Genomic DNA, 16,363 nt, shown 5'->3' on the forward strand with positions numbered 1-16,363 from the left:
CCTGCGCTTCGCCGGGCATGGCCCGGCGTCCGCTGCGCTCAGGTGCGGGTCTGCCCCTCGCCACGCACCACGAAACGCTCGACGGTGAGCGCTTCCAGCCCCATCGGGCCGTAGGCATGCAGGCGCGTGGTGGAGATCCCGATCTCGCTGCCCAGGCCCAGCTGACCACCATCGGAGAAACGCGAGGACGCATTGACCATCACCACCGCCGAGCGCAGCGCAGTGACGAAGCGCTCGGCGTTGCCCGCATCCTCGGTGGCGATCACTTCGGTATGGTCGGAGGTGTAGGCACGGATGTGCGCGATGGCAGCGTCAAGGTCGTCAACCACGCGCACCGCCAGCACCAGATCAAGGAACTCGGCGGCGTAGTCGTCTTCGGTGGCCAACGTGCTGCCCGGCAGCAGCGGCTGCGCCAGCGCATCGGCGCGCAGCTGCACGCCGCGCTCGCCAAGCGCCTGTGCCACGCGCGGCAGGAATGTATCGGCCACGGCACGATGCACCAGCAGGGTCTCCAGCGAATTGCAGGCCGCCGGACGGCTGCACTTGCCATCTACCAGCAGGTCGATGGCCTTGCCGGGGTCGGCACTGGCGTCCACGAACAGGTGGCAGACACCCTTGTAGTGCTTGATCACCGGCACCCGCGCATGCTCGGCAACGAAGCGGATCAGGCCTTCGCCGCCACGTGGAATGGCCAGGTCGATCAGCTCATGCAGCTGCAGCAGTTCCAGCATCGCTTCGCGACGCAGGTCGGTCAGCACGGTCACGGCAGCCGGCGGTACGCCGTTGGCCTTCAATGCACCGGCTAGTGCCTGGGCGATGGCGGTGTTGGAATGGATCGCTTCGGAGCCGCCACGCAGGACCACACCATTGCCGGCCTTCAGGCACAGCGCCGCGGCTTCGGCAGTCACGTTCGGACGTGCTTCGTAGATCATCGCGATCACGCCCAGCGGCACGCGCACCTTTTGCACACGGATGCCGTTCGGGCGCACATCGTCGCGGGTGACCTGGCCGACCGGATCGGGAAGCGCTGCGACCTCACGCACGGCTTCGGCCATCGCGAACAGGCGTGCCGGGTCCAGTGCGAGGCGGTCGAGCATGGCACTGCCCACGCCCTTGTCGCGCGCGGCGGCGAGGTCACGTGCATTACCGGCCAGGATCAGCCCGGCATTCACTTCCAGCGCCTGTGCCATCGCCAGCAGCAGCGTGCGGCGGGCCGCACTGTCGAGGCCGGCAACCACCTGGGCCGCATCACGGCAGGCACGCGCCTGCGATTCGATATCGCTCATCGGAATATCCTGCAGTTCGTTCATGGCAGTACCAGATCGTCGCGGTGGACGACAGCGCCACCGTAGTTGTAGCCGAGCACGGCCTGGATATCGCGGGTGTGGCGACCGGCGATGCGGCGTACGTCGTCGGCCGCATATTGACTGACCCCGCGCGCAACGCAGACACGTCCCTGCGACGAGGTCCAGCACACCTGCACCATGTCGCCACGGCGGAAGCTGCCTTCTGCACCGGTGATGCCACCGGGTAGCAGCGAAGCGCCTTTCTCACGCATGGCCTGGGCCGCGCCCGCATCGACGATGATCGCGCCCTCGGCCAGCGGCGCATGCCGCAGCCAGTGCTTGCGTGCGGCCTCACGGCTGCGCGCGGCGTGGATGCGGGTGCCGAACAGGCGGTCCTGCGCCAGTGCGCGCACCACGTCACTGCTGCGGCCATTGAACAGATAGGTCTCGATACCGAGACGACCGGCCTTGGCCGCCGCTTCCAGCTTGGTGCGCATGCCGCCGGTACCGGCACGCGAGCCCGCACCGCCTGCCATTGCCAGCACCCCGTCGCTCAGTTCCGGCACGTCATGCATCGGTCGTGCGTCGGCCACGGTGCGCGGGTCGGCGCTGTACAGGCCATCGATGTCGGTGGCGATGAACAGCGCGTCGGCATCGACCAGCGCGGCCACCGTTGCGGCCAGGTTGTCGTTGTCGCCGAGCTTGAGTTCGTCCACCGATACGGTGTCGTTCTCGTTGACCACCGGCAACGCGCCCAACCGCAGCAGTTCGTTGAGGGTGGCCCGTGCGTTGAGATAGCGGCGACGGTTGCGCAGGTCGTCATGGGTGAGCAGCACCTGCGCCACCGGTCGTTCAAAGAAACGCTGCCACAACCCGATCAACTGGGCTTGGCCCAGCGCGGCCAGCGCCTGCCGCGCCGCCATCGCCGCACCGGGCTCATCAGCCCGGGGAAGAATCGCGCGGCCAGCGGCGACCGCGCCCGAGGACACGATCACCACCTCGCGTCCGGCCAGCACGTTGGCCGAGACGAACTGGGCCAGGCCCAGCGCGTGGCGTGGCGACAGGCCACCGCCATCGGCGGCCAGCAGGCTGCTGCCAACCTTCAGCACCGCGCGCCGCCACGGCGGCAGCACCTGTTCCGGGAACGGCGAGGCGACGTGGGTGGCGTGCAGGGTCATCAGGTGTGCCTCAGCGGGTATTCCATTCGTGCACGGTCAGGTCGGAGGCCTGCATCGTCACCAGTGGGTCGGTGGCGACGATGGCCTGCGCCTGCGCCAGGTTCTCCACGTTGCACAGCACATAGGCGCCGCCGCTGCCGTCGGCGAAACCGCCGGTCAGCTGCAGCCTGCCCTGCGCACGCAGCGCATCCAGGAAGTCCAGATGCGGCTGCACCGCTGCGGCGTTGAAATCGGGCCGGCGCATGGCCAGCACCAGGTACACGGTAGCGGCCATCAGGACAGCGCCTGCCAGCGCGCGCGCAGTTCATCCAGGCGCAGGTCGGCTGCCGAACCCGGCGATACGCGTGCGGCCAGGCTGCCTTCCGGAGTACGCCCCTGCCCTGCACTGTCGGCGCCGGCAGCTGCGGCCTTGTAGGCCTCGCGGAACGGCACGCCGGCAACGGCGGCTTCCACCGCAACGTCGGTGGCATACATGCCCGAATCGATCGCCGCGCGCAGCTTGTCATCGCGCCATTCCAGATTGGCCAGCAGCGACGGCAGCAGTTCCAGCGCGGCCAGGCCACGACCGAAACCATGGAAGATGGCGCCCTTGGACGACTGCAGGTCGCGGTGGTAGCCCGACGGCAGCGACAGCAACTGCTCGATCTCGGTGCGTGCGGCGGCCACGCTGGCGTGGGTGGCGCGCATCAGTTCGATCACGTCCGGGTTGCGCTTGTTGGGCATGATCGAACTGCCGGTGGTGTACTGCGCCGGCAACGCCACGAAGCCGAACTCCGCGCTGGTGAACAGCGACAGGTCCCAGGCGATGCGGCGCAGGTCCAGGGTCGCCGCGCCCAGCGCTTCCAGTGCGGCCAGCTCGAACTTGCCGCGCGACAGCTGCGCGTAGATCGGCGAGATCTGCATGCGCGCGAAACCGAGCGCGGCGGTGGTGTGCTCACGGTCCAGCGGCAGGTTCACGCCGTAGCCGGCAGCGGTGCCAAGCGGATTGGCGTCGACCAGTGCATGGGTATCGCGGGCACGGATGGCGTTGTCGATGAAAGCCTCGGCCCAGCCGGCCCACCACATGCCGGCCGAGGACACCACGGCGCGCTGGATGTGCGTATAGCCGGGAATCGGCAGGTCTTTTTCCGCCTGCGCACGGTCCAGAGCGACCTTGGCCACTTCGGCGCTGAGCTGGGCCACGCGCTGCAGCTTCTCCTTCAGCCAAAGACGCGTGGCGACCAGGATCTGGTCGTTGCGGCTGCGGCCGGTGTGGATCTTGCGGCCGGCATCGCCGAGGCGTTCGGTCAGGCGCGCTTCGATCGCCGAGTGGCCATCTTCGTACTGCGTATCCAGCACGAAGCGGCCTGCGCGGAAGTCCTGCGCCAGCACGTCGAGCTCGCGCAGCAGGCCCGCCAGCTCATCGGCGCTGAGGATGCCGATGTGCTGCAGGCCCTGTGCGTGCGCGGCGCTGGCGGCGATGTCGTGCAGGAAGAACTCGCGGTCGAGGATGACGTCGTCACCGGCGAGGAAGGTCTGGATCTTGGCGTCTACAGCGACACCGGGCTTCTGCCAAAGAAGGTCTGCCATGGGGGGCTCCGGAAGCGTGGTCAGTGCGGGATCGACGTCAGTTCGTCGATGCCCAGTGCGAGATTGAGGTTCTGCATGGCCTGGCTGGCCGCGCCCTTCAGCAGGTTGTCCAGGGTCGCCACCACCACCACCCGCTTGCCGCCCGGGGCCAGCGTGAAGCCACCGACCTGGGCACCGTGGCGGCCGGCAATGCGGCTGACCCACGGTGCTTCATCCACCACCTCGATCAGTGGTTCGCCGGCATAGGCCTGCTGGAAACGCTCGACGATCTGCTCGCGGGTCTGCACGCGATTCAGCCACAGATTGGCGGTCAGGGTGATGCCACGGAAATGCGGGGCCACGTGCGGCATGAACTCGACCGCCACGCCCATCTGCACCGACACCTCGCGCTCATGCACATGGTTGGTCAATGCATACGGCATCAGGTTGTCGGCCAGCAGTTCGACATTGTTCTTGTCCGAGGGCGTGGTGCCGGCACCGGAGTAACCGGACACGCCGAAGCACTGCGGCGGACCGGCCAGCAGGTCCAGCAGCGGGTAGATCGCCAGCTGCATCGCGGTGGCATAGCAGCCCGGATTGCTGATGTGCTTCTGGCCGTTGTAGCGACCGCGGGTCAGCTCCGGCAGGCCGTAGTACCACGCATTGTCGAAGCGGTAGTCGGCCGACAGGTCGACAATGACGGTGTCCGGCTTAGCCGCTTCCAGCGCGGCCACGAACGGAGCGGCCAGGCCGTTGGGCAGGGCCAGGATCACCGCGTCCACGCCCTTGGCGGCCACCGCGTCGGCGTCCAGGTTCTCGTACCGCAGTTCGCCCTGGAACTCGGGATGATGGTCAGCCAGGCGCTGGCCCGCGCGTTCGCGCGAGGACACGAAGGCCAGCTGCAGCCGCGGATGCGCAGCGACCAGCTTGATCAGTTCGGCACCGGTATGGCCTCGGGCGCCGACGATGCCCAGGGTGAAAGTCGAATCGTTCATGCGTGGCTGTCCAGGCGGTGCTGCAGGTGGCGCTTCACGCCTTGCCATTCCGCGTCGATTATGGAGAAGATGACGGTGTCGCGCGGGGTGCCGTCGGGGTGGCGGCGGTGGTTGCGCAGCACGCCATCCTGCTTGGCGCCAATGCGCGCGATCGCGGTGCGCGAGGCGAAGTTGAACCAGCTGGTCTCGAACACCACGCTCAGGCACTCCAGCCGCTCGAACGCATGGCTCAGCAGCATCAGCTTGGTCTCGGTATTGACCCCGGTGCGCTGCGCCGACTCGCCATACCAGGTGTAACCGATGCTCAGGCGCGGCACGTCCGCTTGCAGATCGTAGTAACGGGTGGTGCCGACAATCTGGTCGTTGGCATCGAACACCACGAACGGCAGCACCTTGCCTTCGGCCTGCGCCTGCAGCGCCGCCTGCACGTAGCCGGTCATGGTCTTCGCATCGGGCACCTGGGTGTACCAGAGCCTGGACAACGCGCCATCGCCGAGCGCGCCGCGCAGGCCATCGATATGCCCCATCTGCAGCGGCTCCAGCCGCGCATGGGTGCCCGCCAGCGTAGGGACCCTGGTCCAATCGGCATGGTTCATGTGTTCAGCCCTCCAGGCTCGGCGCACGCACGCCGCAATGGTCGACATAGGTCCTGATGCGGTCGATGCCATCGGCGCCGTACCAGAACACCTTCCAGTGGCCCTGCTTGTAGCAGCCATCGGATTCGGCGTAGTAGAAATGGTTGATCGGGTTGCCATTGCGCGAACGCCAGAACAGCTGCGGCGTCTCCTCGCGCATCACGTTCCAGACCGCGCGTCCCAGGCCTTCGCCCTGCGCATCATCAAGCACCGCGAACTTGTCCAGGTACACGCCCTCGGCCTCGTCGGTAAGGATCACCGCCGTGCGGTAGTTCTCGCTGACGTAGGCGCGCAGCAGCGTGGTCTTCTGGAAGTAGTCCGGCACCAGGGTACGGCCGAAACTCGACTCGATCAGCTGCTTCAGGCGCGGCAGGTCCAGCTGCTCCCACGCGGTGGCGCGCAGCACCTTCTCGCCCTTGCGCACCAGCGTGCCCGAGCCCTTGTGGGTGAACAGCTCCTTGGCCAGGTCGGCCGGGCGGGTGATCGATACCGACGATTCCAGCGGCAGGCGGTCGAGCAGATCCTTGATCTGTTCGATCTTCACCTTCATGCCGCCGTGGATCCACGGCTGCGCGATCAGGTGGTCGTACTCGGTGGACAGGTTGATCGAGTCGATCACGTTGCCCTGCTCGTCCAGCAGGCCGCCGGTGCCGGTCAGGAAGATGATCTTGTACGGCTGCAGCTCCTGCACCAGCTCGTTGGCAGCGAAGTCGGCGTTGACGTTGAGGATCTGGCCGCCAGCGGTCTCGCCCAGGCTGGTGATGACCGGAATCGAGCCGGCGCGAAGGCTGGCCTCGATCGGCGCCAGGTTGACCTTCTTCACCTCGCCAACCAGGCCGTAGGTGTCCACGTCCAGGTACTCGGCTTCGAACACGCCGCCGGTGATCGAAGTGGCGCGCGCACCGTTCTGCTGCAGCGCTTCGACCAGGCGCAGATTGGACTGCTGGAACACCCGGCGCACGATCGCCAGCGCTTCCGGCGAGGTCACGCGCAGGCCGTTGACGGTCTGCTTCTCGATGCCGGCCGCGGACAGCTCGGCATCCAGCTGCGGGCCGGCGCCGTGCAGCACGATCGGGGTCAGGCCGACTTCCTGCAGGAACGACAGCGACGAGGTCAGCGCGTCAAGGTCGTCGCGCAGGACGGCACCGCCGACCTTGACCACGGCGAAGCGCTTGGCGTCCAGCTGCGAGAATCGCTTGAGGTACTGGCTGATCTCCTTCGCGCTGGCCATGCTGGAAAGCAGGCGCACGATGGTCTGGCGGGTCTGGCGGTGGGGCTGGAGGGCAGGAGACATTTCGGTTTCGTCACAGGCGGCGGTCGCCGCGTTGCAGTTCCACCGTGCCGGAGCACGGCGGCGTTGTGGGGTCGATCAGGCGCCGGCAGCAATGATGCGGTGAACGGCGTCGGTGTAGCGCTGCAGCTGGTCCAGCGTTACGAACTCATCGGCGGTATGGGCCTGGGCGATGTCACCCGGGCCGAACACCAGCGTGGTGTAGCCACCGGCCGAGAACAGCGAGGCCTCGGTCCAGAAGTCCACCGCGTTGCCGATCGGCAGCTCAAGTGCGTCGGCCACGTCGCGCGCCAGCAGGCGGCGGTTCTCGGCCTCGGCGATGTCACCGGCCGGCAGGCTGGGACCACGGAAGGTTTCAGTGAACAATGCGGCTTCCGGCTCAGCGAAACCGGCAAAGGTTGCCAGCAGGCCATCAATGTCCATCGACGGCAGCGGGCGGAAGCCGAACCGCACTTCGGCGGCCGGGGCAATCATGTTGGCCTTGATCCCGCCTTCGACGCGGCCGATGTTGAAACGCAGGCCGGTGAGGCCGCCGAAGCGCGCCGAGGCCAGCGATTCCACATGGTCCAGCGCACGGTTGCCCCAGCGCATGGCCTGATGCAGTGCGCTGGCGGCCGCATCCTGCTTGCCCGAGGCATGCCCGGCGCGACCGGAGAACTGCATCAGCACCGAGCTGATGCCTCGGTGCGCCAACACCGCCTCGCTCATGGTCGGCTCGGCCACCAGCACCGCTTCATACGGAATGCCACGGGCCAGAAACGCGGCGATGCAGCGCGGATCGTTGGCTTCCTCGTCGCTGGAGAACAGGAACGCGGCATCGCCATCACTGGCGTTGGCCGCGGCCACCAGCGCGGCGGCCGCGCCCTTGATATCGCATACGCCAAGGCCTACCACGCGGTCGTCGAGGCGCCGCATCACATGCGGGTCGGCACTCCAGTGCGGCGAGTCCGGCACGGTATCCAGGTGCACGTTGAACAGGTACTTCGGCGTGCCACGCACCGCATACAGGCTGACCGCACCGGCGCCATGGTCGATCACCTCGACGTTGAAGCCGGGCAGGTTGTCGCGCAGGTAATCGAAGATGCCACCGGTGGTGATCGCACGCGGCGGGTTGCGGGTGTCGAAGGACACCAGCGCCTGCAGGTGATCGAGCGTCTGTTCAAGCATGAATCAACAATCCTGTGGGATTCCGCCGGGCATGGCCCGGCGCTACCGTGATGCGTCTGGTGGAGAGCCCCCTTCTTGTTGAAGGGGGCGCGCCAACGGCGCAGGGTTAAGGCGGAATGCGTGGTCAACCGCTCAGCGGTTGACCTGCGCATAGACAGTGGAGCTCATGCCGAACAGCTTGATGAAGCCTTCGGCCTCCTCCACGCCCCAGTCGGCCGACTGCGCGTAGGTGGCGCCCTTGGTGTTGAGCAGGTGCGGCGACTTCACCGCCACTGCATCGACGCGGCCGCCACGGGTTTCCAGCACCACTTCACCGTTGACCTTGGCCTGCGAGGACTTCAGGAAGGCCTCGATGTCGGTCTTCAGCGGGTCGTGGTAGAAGCCTTCGTACACCAGCTCCACCCACTTGCGCGCCACGTCCGGCTTGAAGCGGTTCTGCTGCTTGGTCAGCACCGCATCTTCCAGCGCGCGGTGCGCGGCCAGCAGCGAAACCAGGCCAGGCGCTTCGAACACGATGCGGCCCTTCAGGCCGATCACGGTGTCACCGGTGTAGACGCCACGGCCGACGCCGTAGGGAGCGAACAGCTTGTTGAGCTGGGCCAGGATCTGCTCACCCGGCAACGCCTTGCCGTTCAGTTCGACGGCTTCGCCTTCAACGAACTTCAGGGTGACGGTCAACGCCTGCTCCGGCCATTCGCTGCGCGGTGCGCACCAGCCACGGGCGCCCTCGCCCGGCGCTTCCCAGCGATCGATCTCACCGCCGGACATGGTCAGGCCCAGCAGGTTCTCGTTGATGGTGTAGGCCTGCTGCTTGGCGCGCACGCCGAAACCGCGCTCTTCCAGGTACTTCTGCTCGTAGGCACGGGTCTGGGTGTGTTCCTTCTGGATCTCGCGGATCGGCGCGATGATCTGGTAGTCGCCCAGCGCCTTCACTGCCAGGTCGAAACGCACCTGGTCGTTGCCCATGCCGGTGCAGCCATGGGCGATGATGTTGGTGCCCAGTTCAGCGGCGCGCTTGAGCGCGGCATCGACGATCAGGTAGCGGTCGGAGACCAGCAGCGGGTACTGGCCCTGGTAGCCTTCGCCGGCCCACACGAACGGCTTGACGAAGCCGGCCCAGATGGCCGGGCCACCATCGACGGTGACGTGGCTGGCCACGCCCAGTTCGGCGGCGCGCTTTTCGATGAAATCGCGCTCTTCATCATCCACGCCGCCGGTGTCGGCGAACACGGTGTGCACGTTGTAGCCACGCTCCTGCAGGTACGGCACGCAGAAGCTGGTATCCAGGCCGCCGGAGAAGGCGAGAACGACGTCTTTGTTGCTCATGGGGGTAATGTCCAATCAGGTGGGGTAGCGCCGGGCCATGCCCGGCGGATTGTTTCAATGCTTGGGAATCAGCGCCCGGCAACAGCCGCCATGATCGCCTTCTGCACGTGCAGTCGGTTCTCGGCTTCGTTGATGGCGATGCACTGCGGCGAATCCATCACCGCGTCGGTGGCCTTGACGTTGCGGCGCAGCGGCAGGCAGTGGCTGAAGACACCGTTGTTGGTCAGCGCCATCTTCCGTTCGTCCACGATGAAGTGCTTGAACTGGTCGCGGATCGGCTTTTCCGGTTCCCAGTTGCCGAAGAACGGCAGCGCGCCCCAGCTCTTGGCGTAGACCACGTCGGCACCGGCGTAGGCGCTGTCGATGTCATGGCTGATCTTCAGCGAACCGCCGCTCTCGGCCACGTTCTGCTCGGCCCAGCCCATGTAGCGGTCGTCGAGGATGTAGTCGGCGGTCGGGCACAGCAGGGTCACATCCATCCCCATGCGGGTGGCGATGGTCAGCGCCGAGTTCGCCACCGCGGTGTTCAGCGGCTTCGGGTGGTAGGTCCAGGTCAGCACGTACTTCTTGCCACGCAGGTCCTGGGTGCCGAAGTGCTCCTGCAGCGCCATCACGTGGGCCAGTTCCTGGCACGGGTGGGTGATGGTCTCCATGTTGATGACCGGCACCGGCGAATACTTGGCGAAGCTGTTGAGGACGATGTCCTGGCGGTCGTAGGCCCAGTCGATGAACTTGGGGAACGCACGTACGGCGATGATGTCGCAGTAACGGCCCAGCACCTTGGCCACTTCAGCGATGTGCTCTTCGGTATCGCCGTCCATCACCGTGCCGAGGTTGAACTCGATCGGCCACGCATCCTTGCCCGGCTGCAGCACCACCGCGTGGGCGCCGAGCTGGAACGCGCCCAGTTCGAAGCTGGTGCGGGTGCGCATGGACGGATTGAAGAACACCAGCGCGATCGACTTGCCCTTGAGCTGGTCGCCGAGCTTGTTGCGCTTGAACAGCGCGGCCTGGGTCAGCAGCGCGTCGAGATCGCTGCGGCTCCAGTCCTGGGTGTTCAGGAAGTGCTTGGGGGACATCATCTTTCCTTGCGTGGCGGCGCCGAAGGTCGACGCGGTGGAAGGGAAACCAGGAACCAAAGGTGGTACGAAAAGGTTGCAGTTGCAGCTTTCATGACGCGGAAACGAAAAAACCCAGCCGGTGGGCTGGGTTTTTTTCGGACGAACAGCAAAAAGCTCCGGTTACCCAGCGAGGATGTGGGGTTCCGGTCGACGCGCACGCGAGGTCATGCCCGACGCCTGTCGGGCTGCGCTGCTGTCGTGCTGGAAGTCGGTGAGCTTCATGGCCGGGCATCTTTGCATGCGGCCGGGACCGGCGCAAGGGGCGTGGGTCGCGGAATCAGGGATTGCTGGCAGTGTTCTGTTCGGGACCGACCCATGGGGTGATCGAGACCCGGACCTTGAGCCGGTTGCCGGGGTCTTCCGGCAGCCGCGAGCGGTACTTGGTGCCCTTGTAGACGTAGTCCACGTCATAGGCGATGGGCCGACGGAATTCACGCCCGACCGGCACGATACGGCAGTCGCGGGTCAGCATCGGCCCGTTGTTGGCCGGCGCCGGGGCCGGCGCGGGCGTCTCGGCCGCCGTCTCCTCCGCGCCCTCTTCATCGCTGCGCTTGAACATCGAGCGCACCGAGTCCCAGAAGCGACCGATCCGGCCCTTGTCCTCGGCAGGCTCCTCACCGGTGACATTGACCGGCGCCAGGGTCCGGGTCGAGACCGGCTCGCAGTGTTCTTCGGTGCGGGTCGCACGCAGGGTCTGGAACACGGGTTCGACGTTCAGCACCTGCGCGTAGTCGAACTTCACGTTCTCCACGATCACCACCCGGTTGCGGGGCTCGGCCTCCTGCGCCTGGGCCACGGCGGGCAGCGCCGACAGGCAGGCCAGGGTCAGCAACGCGGTGGATTTCATTGGCGACGGGAGCAGGGACACGGCGATAGTGTAGGCAGTGGCGAGCGCAAGGGGCTGAACATTACCCGTCCGCGCCGCTCCTGCCCACCCCACCTTGGGCGGGCTTCAGGTCCACCGGTAGCAGCGCGTCGCCCCAAAGCGCCCCGACACGTTCTAAAATCACAGGCTTGTCCCCCAGTCACAGCCCCATGACCCTGCGCCTGCACAACAACCTGACTCGCCAGCTCGAACCGTTCACCCCGCTCGACCCGGCCTGTCCGACCCTGTATGTGTGCGGCCCGACGGTCTACAACTACGTGCACATCGGCAACGCCCGTGGCCCAGTGGTGTTCGGGGTGCTGGCCGACCTGCTGCGGCGGCGCTTCGGTGGCCTGCGCTACGCGCGCAACATCACCGACGTGGACGACAAGATCAACAACGCCGCGCGCGAACAGGGGGTGCCGATCAGCACCATCACCGATCGTTTCGCCGCCGCCTACCGTGAAGACATGGCCGCGCTGGGCGTGGCACCGCCGGACATCGAGCCGGAAGTGACCGCGCACATCCCGCAGATCATCACCATGATCGGGCAGCTGATCGCCAGCGGCCACGCTTACCCGGCCGAGGGCCACGTGCTGTTCGCGGTCAGCAGCTTCGAGGGCTATGGCAAGCTCTCGCGCCGCGATCCGGAGGAAATGCTGGCCGGCGCCCGCGTCGATGTCGCCCCCTACAAGCGCGACCCGGGTGATTTCGTGCTGTGGAAGCCGTCCAGCGATGACCTGCCCGGCTGGGAATCGCCGTGGGGCCGTGGCCGCCCGGGCTGGCACATCGAATGCTCGGCAATGGCCGCCGCCCACCTGGGCGAGACCATCGACATTCATGCCGGTGGCGTCGACCTGCAGTTCCCGCACCACGAAAACGAACTGGCCCAGAGCGAATGCGCGCATGGCGGCAGGATCTTCGCCCGCTTCTGGCTGCACAACGGCATGCTCAACTTCGGCGGCGCCAAGATGAGCAAGTCGGTCGGCAACATCGAGCGCGTGCACGATCTGGTTCGCCAGCACCCGCCGGAAGCGCTGCGCCTGGCCCTGCTGTCGGCCCACTACCGGCAGCCGCTGGAGTGGTCCGATGCGCTGATCGAACAGTCGGTGCGCACCCTGGACCGCCTGTACGGCACCCTGCGCGAGCTGGCGTCGGTCGTGGCGGTCGTGGCGATCCCGGCCACGGTCGAGGCGACCCTGGATGACGACCTGAACACCCCGCAGGCACTGGCCGAAGTGGCCCGCATCGCCGCCGACGCACGCCGCGCCACCGACCCCACCGAACAAGCGCGCCTGAAGGGCGAACTGCTCGGCGCCGGCCTGGCACTGGGCCTGCTGCAGGCCGATCCGGCGCAGTGGTTCGGCACCGCTGCCGGTGATGATGGCGACGACGCGCGCATCCAGGGCCTGATAGACGCGCGCGCCGCCGCCAAGCAGGCGCGCGACTTCGCCCGTTCCGACGCCATCCGCGACCAGCTGGCCGCCGAAGGCATCGTGCTGGAAGACACCCCGCAGGGCGTGCGCTGGTCGCGCAAGCGCGGCTGACCTGCCCTGCCCCGTGGCCGGCCTGCCGGCCACGCTCCCACTGTAGAGACTGTTGTGACCGACTCCCCGTTCCCGCTTGAACCCACCGCCGCCGAGGCCCAGGCCGCCATCGCCGAGGAATTCGGCTTCTTCGGTGACTGGTCCGAGCGCTACCAGTACCTGATCGACCTCGGCCGCAAGCTGCCGGTGTTTCCGGAAGAATGGAAGACCGAAGAGCATCGCCTGCTCGGCTGCCAGTCGATGGTCTGGATCGTGCCGGAAGGCAACACGCAGTCGCTGCGCTTCCACGCCATCAGTGATTCGGCCATCGTCTCCGGCCTGATCTTCCTGGCCCTGCGCGTGTACTCCGGGCGCTCGGCGCAGGAGATCCTCGACACCGAGCCCAGCTACATCCAGGACATCGGTCTGGCCCGCCACCTGTCGCCGACCCGCAGCAACGGCGTGGCGGCGATGCTGGCCTTCATCCGTGAGACCGCGCAGGCGCAGCTGCAGCGCGAGCCCTCGTGAGCGAGCCTGCCACAGCCGAAGACACCGCGCTGGGCCTGCTGTCCCGGCCCGGTTTCGCCAGGCTGCTGGCCTACCGCATCTTCGCGATGCTGTCCTACCAGGTGGTCGCGGTCACCGTCGGCTGGCATATCTACGAAGTCACCCGCAATCCGTTCTCGCTGGGCCTGGTTGGCCTGGCCGAGGTGCTGCCGTTCTTCTGCGTCGCGCCATTCGCCGGCTACCTGGTCGACCACCTGCCGCGCCGCCGGTTGGGCATGGTCGCCTGTTCCGGGCTGATCGCCACTGCGCTGGTGCTGACCAGCGTGGCGATGGGCTGGCTGCCCGTTGACGGTGTGTGGCCGATCTATGCCGCCATTGCGCTGACCGGCATGGTCCGCGCCTTCCTGTCGCCGATCTACAACGCCCTGTTTGCCCGCGTACTGGCCCGCGACCAGTTCGCCCGTGGCGCCGGCCTGGGTGCGGTGGTGTTCCAGGCCGGCATGATCGCCGGCCCGGCACTGGGTGGCGTACTGGTCGGTTTCGCTGGCAAGGGCCTTTCCTATGCGGTGGCCACCCTGTTCGCGGCAGTCGCGATGGGCTGCCTGGCCACGCTGAAGGTGGAAGAGCCCGTGCATTCCGGCCCGGCTGCGCCGATCTTCAAGAGCATCGCCGAAGGCGCACGCTTCGTGGTCGGCAACCGGATCATGGTCGGTGCGATGGCGCTGGACATGTTCTCGGTGCTGCTGGGTGGCGTGGTGGCGATGCTGCCGGCATTTCTGCACGAGATCCTGCACCACGGTCCGGAAGGCCTGGGCATCCTGCGCGCGATGCCGGCGCTGGGTTCGGTCTGTGTCGGCCTGTGGCTGGCGCGCCACCCGCTGCACCGCAATGCCGGCTGCGTCCTGCTGTTCGCAGTGGCGGGCTTCGGCCTGTGCGTGATCGGCTTCGGACTGTCCCAGCACTTCTGGCTGTCGGCGCTGATCCTGTTGTTCTACGGGGCGTTCGACGGCGTGTCGGTGGTGATCCGATCGACCATCCTGCAGCTGGCCACGCCGGAAGAGATGCGCGGACGGGTGTCGTCGATCAACGGCATTTTCATCAGTTCCTCCAACGAGCTCGGCGCGTTCTATGCCGGCACGATGGCCAAACTGCTCGGCTTGGTGCCGGCGGTAGTGCTGGGCGGCTTCGCGGTGCTGAGTGTGGCTGGGATCACGGCGTGGAAGAACCCGACGCTGCGGAAATTGAATCTTCGCGACCTGCAATGAACCTGTAGAGCCGAGCCCATGCTCGGCTGAGCATTTCCGCGCGCCCACGCGCCGGTAGCGCCGGGCCATGCCCGGCGAGCGAAGTGGCGGTCTTTGCTCTCATCCCCCCTCCAAGCCCGCGCCTTCGGCCCGAGCCGGGCATGGGCTCGGCTTTACAGCAACCGCGCACGCAGGAAACCGTCGAGAGCCTGCGGGTGGGTCCGGGCAGGACCGTCCGCGGCATGAATGCCACGGCCGAGCTTACAGGGATGTACTTGCAGCGTGTCCTGCCCGGACCCACCCGCAGGCTCCCCCCGATACCCGGAAGGCGCTGTTCTACCCAGCCAACCACCACCCAACAAAAAACCCGGCCGGAGCCGGGTTCTTCGCATGACCATACAACGATCGGGAATCAGTCGCCCTGCTGCTTCTGCAGGTGCTCCCAACGCTCCTGGGCGTCGATGGTGCGCTCGGCGGTGAGGCGCGCTTCCAGGCGCTCCAGGCCGATTTCTTCACCGGTGTCCACGCAGTAACCATAGTCGCCCGCTTCCAGGCGCTTCAGGGTGCTGTCGATCTTGCCGATCAGCTTGCGGTAGCGGTCACGGGTACGCAGTTCCAGCGAGTTCTCGGTCTCGCGGGTCGCACGCTCGGCTTCGTCGCCGATGTCACGCACTTCCTCGCGCAGGTTCTCGATGGTCTGCTTGGACTCTTCCACCAGGTCCGCACGCCAGTTCTGCAGGCGCTGGCGGAAGTATTCCTGCTGCAGCGGGCTCATGTATTCCTCTTCCGAGGACGGCTTGTAGCCAGCCGGCAGGATCGGGCGGCCAGTGGCCTCATCGGTCTTGTATTCGACCACCTTGTACTTGCTGCGCGGGGCCGGCGCGGCCGAGCGGGCGGCGACGGCCACGGCGACCTTGCCGACAGGACGCGGCACGGTCTTCGGGGCGGAATCGGATTTCACGGCGGTTTTGGCAGGCGATTTCGAAACGGGCACGGGATTCTTGGATTGCGGGGCGGTCGATGCTGCAGGAGCGGCGGCCGGGGCCGGCTTGGGAGCCGGTTGGGCTGCTGCCACTGCCGCGGTCTTGGCCGGGACAGACTTGGCCGGAGCCGGCTTCGCAGCTGGCTTCGGTGCGGACTTCACAACGGGGGCCGGAGTCGGCTTTACGGCCGGCGCGGCGACATTCTTGGCAACTTTCTTTACAGCAGCAGGCTTGGCCGCAGCGACCTTCTTCGCTGCAGGCTTGGCGACCGGCTTTACCGCAGCCTTCTTCACCACTGCCTTCGGCGCTGGCTTGGCTGCTGCCTTCTTCGCCACCGGCTTGGCGGCGGCCTTCTTCACCGGCGCAGCCTTGCTGACGGCTTTCTTCAGCACCGGCGCCTTCTTGCCGGCAGCGGCAGGCTTGGCCTTGGCAGGCGCAGCGGCCTTCTTCGCCGCCGGCTTGGTTGCCTTCACCGGCGCTTTCTTTGCGGTGGCCTTCCTGGCCGCCGGTTGCGAGGACGCTGCCTTGGTCACCGGCTTGCTGGCCGGTTTCTTGGCAACGGGCTTTGCCGCCAACTTCTTCACAACAGGCTTGGCGGTTTTCTTGGCGGCCGTTACGGCCTTCTTTGCAGTTTTTTTAGCAGCCACGAAACGCTCTTCCTTGGATTCCCCGGGGCCCGGGAAAGCGGGCC

The 16,363-nt window shown here is 66.9% G+C and carries 15 protein-coding genes; 3 read left to right on the forward strand and 12 right to left on the reverse strand.

The window, feature by feature from the left end; all coding sequences use genetic code 11:
* Positions 1-38: 38 nt before the first annotated feature.
* The 11 genes from SMAL_RS13835 to SMAL_RS13885 form a co-directional block, all read right to left on the reverse strand.
* On the reverse strand, positions 39-1,310 hold the full coding sequence (locus SMAL_RS13835; protein WP_012511638.1) for a glutamate-5-semialdehyde dehydrogenase: 1,272 nt from the start codon (positions 1,308-1,310) through the stop codon (positions 39-41).
* Complete coding sequence (proB, locus tag SMAL_RS13840) at positions 1,307-2,464, reverse strand: glutamate 5-kinase (protein WP_012511639.1); 1,158 nt, start codon at positions 2,462-2,464, stop codon at positions 1,307-1,309. Before proB ends, SMAL_RS13835 begins: the two co-directional genes overlap by 4 nt.
* Before the next feature lie 10 nt (positions 2,465-2,474).
* Positions 2,475-2,738 (reverse strand): YciI family protein, encoded by a 264-nt coding sequence (locus SMAL_RS13845; RefSeq protein ID WP_006378488.1) that lies wholly within the window; start codon positions 2,736-2,738, stop codon positions 2,475-2,477.
* A complete protein-coding gene (gene argH, locus SMAL_RS13850) occupies positions 2,738-4,033 on the reverse strand; it encodes an argininosuccinate lyase (protein ID WP_012511640.1) in 1,296 nt (431 codons plus the stop codon). The genes SMAL_RS13845 and argH overlap by 1 nt, the downstream gene beginning before the upstream one ends.
* Before the next feature lie 20 nt (positions 4,034-4,053).
* Positions 4,054-5,007 (reverse strand): N-acetyl-gamma-glutamyl-phosphate reductase, encoded by a 954-nt coding sequence (argC, locus tag SMAL_RS13855; protein WP_012511641.1) that lies wholly within the window; start codon positions 5,005-5,007, stop codon positions 4,054-4,056.
* Positions 5,004-5,603 (reverse strand): GNAT family N-acetyltransferase, encoded by a 600-nt coding sequence (locus tag SMAL_RS13860; protein WP_012511642.1) that lies wholly within the window; start codon positions 5,601-5,603, stop codon positions 5,004-5,006. The genes argC and SMAL_RS13860 overlap by 4 nt, the downstream gene beginning before the upstream one ends.
* Before the next feature lie 4 nt (positions 5,604-5,607).
* On the reverse strand, positions 5,608-6,936 hold the full coding sequence (locus SMAL_RS13865) for an acetylglutamate kinase (protein WP_006378492.1): 1,329 nt from the start codon (positions 6,934-6,936) through the stop codon (positions 5,608-5,610).
* 75 nt (positions 6,937-7,011) lie between these two features.
* Positions 7,012-8,100: an acetylornithine deacetylase gene (locus SMAL_RS13870; protein ID WP_006378493.1), complete on the reverse strand. Its 1,089-nt coding sequence runs from the start codon at positions 8,098-8,100 to the stop codon at positions 7,012-7,014.
* 132 nt (positions 8,101-8,232) lie between these two features.
* Positions 8,233-9,426, reverse strand: coding sequence for an argininosuccinate synthase (locus SMAL_RS13875; RefSeq protein ID WP_006378567.1), 1,194 nt, complete (start codon positions 9,424-9,426; stop codon positions 8,233-8,235).
* A 68-nt stretch (positions 9,427-9,494) separates the two neighbouring features.
* Positions 9,495-10,505 carry an N-acetylornithine carbamoyltransferase gene (locus SMAL_RS13880; RefSeq protein WP_005410369.1) on the reverse strand — a complete coding sequence of 337 codons (1,011 nt, stop codon included), beginning with the start codon at positions 10,503-10,505 and terminating at the stop codon, positions 9,495-9,497.
* A 319-nt stretch (positions 10,506-10,824) separates the two neighbouring features.
* On the reverse strand, positions 10,825-11,394 hold the full coding sequence (locus SMAL_RS13885; protein WP_012511643.1) for a glycine zipper 2TM domain-containing protein: 570 nt from the start codon (positions 11,392-11,394) through the stop codon (positions 10,825-10,827).
* Positions 11,395-11,582: 188 nt separating this feature from the next.
* Between SMAL_RS13885 and cysS the strand changes: the two genes are divergently transcribed.
* The 3 genes from cysS to SMAL_RS13900 are packed head-to-tail and all read left to right on the forward strand — an operon-like array spanning position 11,583 to position 14,710.
* Entirely contained in the window at positions 11,583-12,959 is a 1,377-nt protein-coding gene (gene cysS, locus SMAL_RS13890; protein ID WP_012511644.1) for a cysteine--tRNA ligase, read from the forward strand.
* 54 nt (positions 12,960-13,013) lie between these two features.
* Positions 13,014-13,466, forward strand: coding sequence for a SufE family protein (locus SMAL_RS13895; RefSeq protein ID WP_006378633.1), 453 nt, complete (start codon positions 13,014-13,016; stop codon positions 13,464-13,466).
* Positions 13,463-14,710, forward strand: coding sequence for an MFS transporter (locus SMAL_RS13900; RefSeq protein WP_012511645.1), 1,248 nt, complete (start codon positions 13,463-13,465; stop codon positions 14,708-14,710). Before SMAL_RS13895 ends, SMAL_RS13900 begins: the two co-directional genes overlap by 4 nt.
* A gap of 391 nt (positions 14,711-15,101) precedes the next feature.
* Here SMAL_RS13900 and dksA read toward each other — a convergent pair whose 3' ends face one another.
* Positions 15,102-16,319, reverse strand: coding sequence for an RNA polymerase-binding protein DksA (dksA, locus tag SMAL_RS13905; protein WP_012511646.1), 1,218 nt, complete (start codon positions 16,317-16,319; stop codon positions 15,102-15,104).
* Positions 16,320-16,363 lie beyond the last annotated feature (44 nt).

Origin of the sequence: Stenotrophomonas maltophilia R551-3 (assembly GCF_000020665.1) — a bacterium.
In the GTDB taxonomy this organism is placed as follows: Bacteria; Pseudomonadota; Gammaproteobacteria; order Xanthomonadales; family Xanthomonadaceae; genus Stenotrophomonas; species Stenotrophomonas maltophilia_L.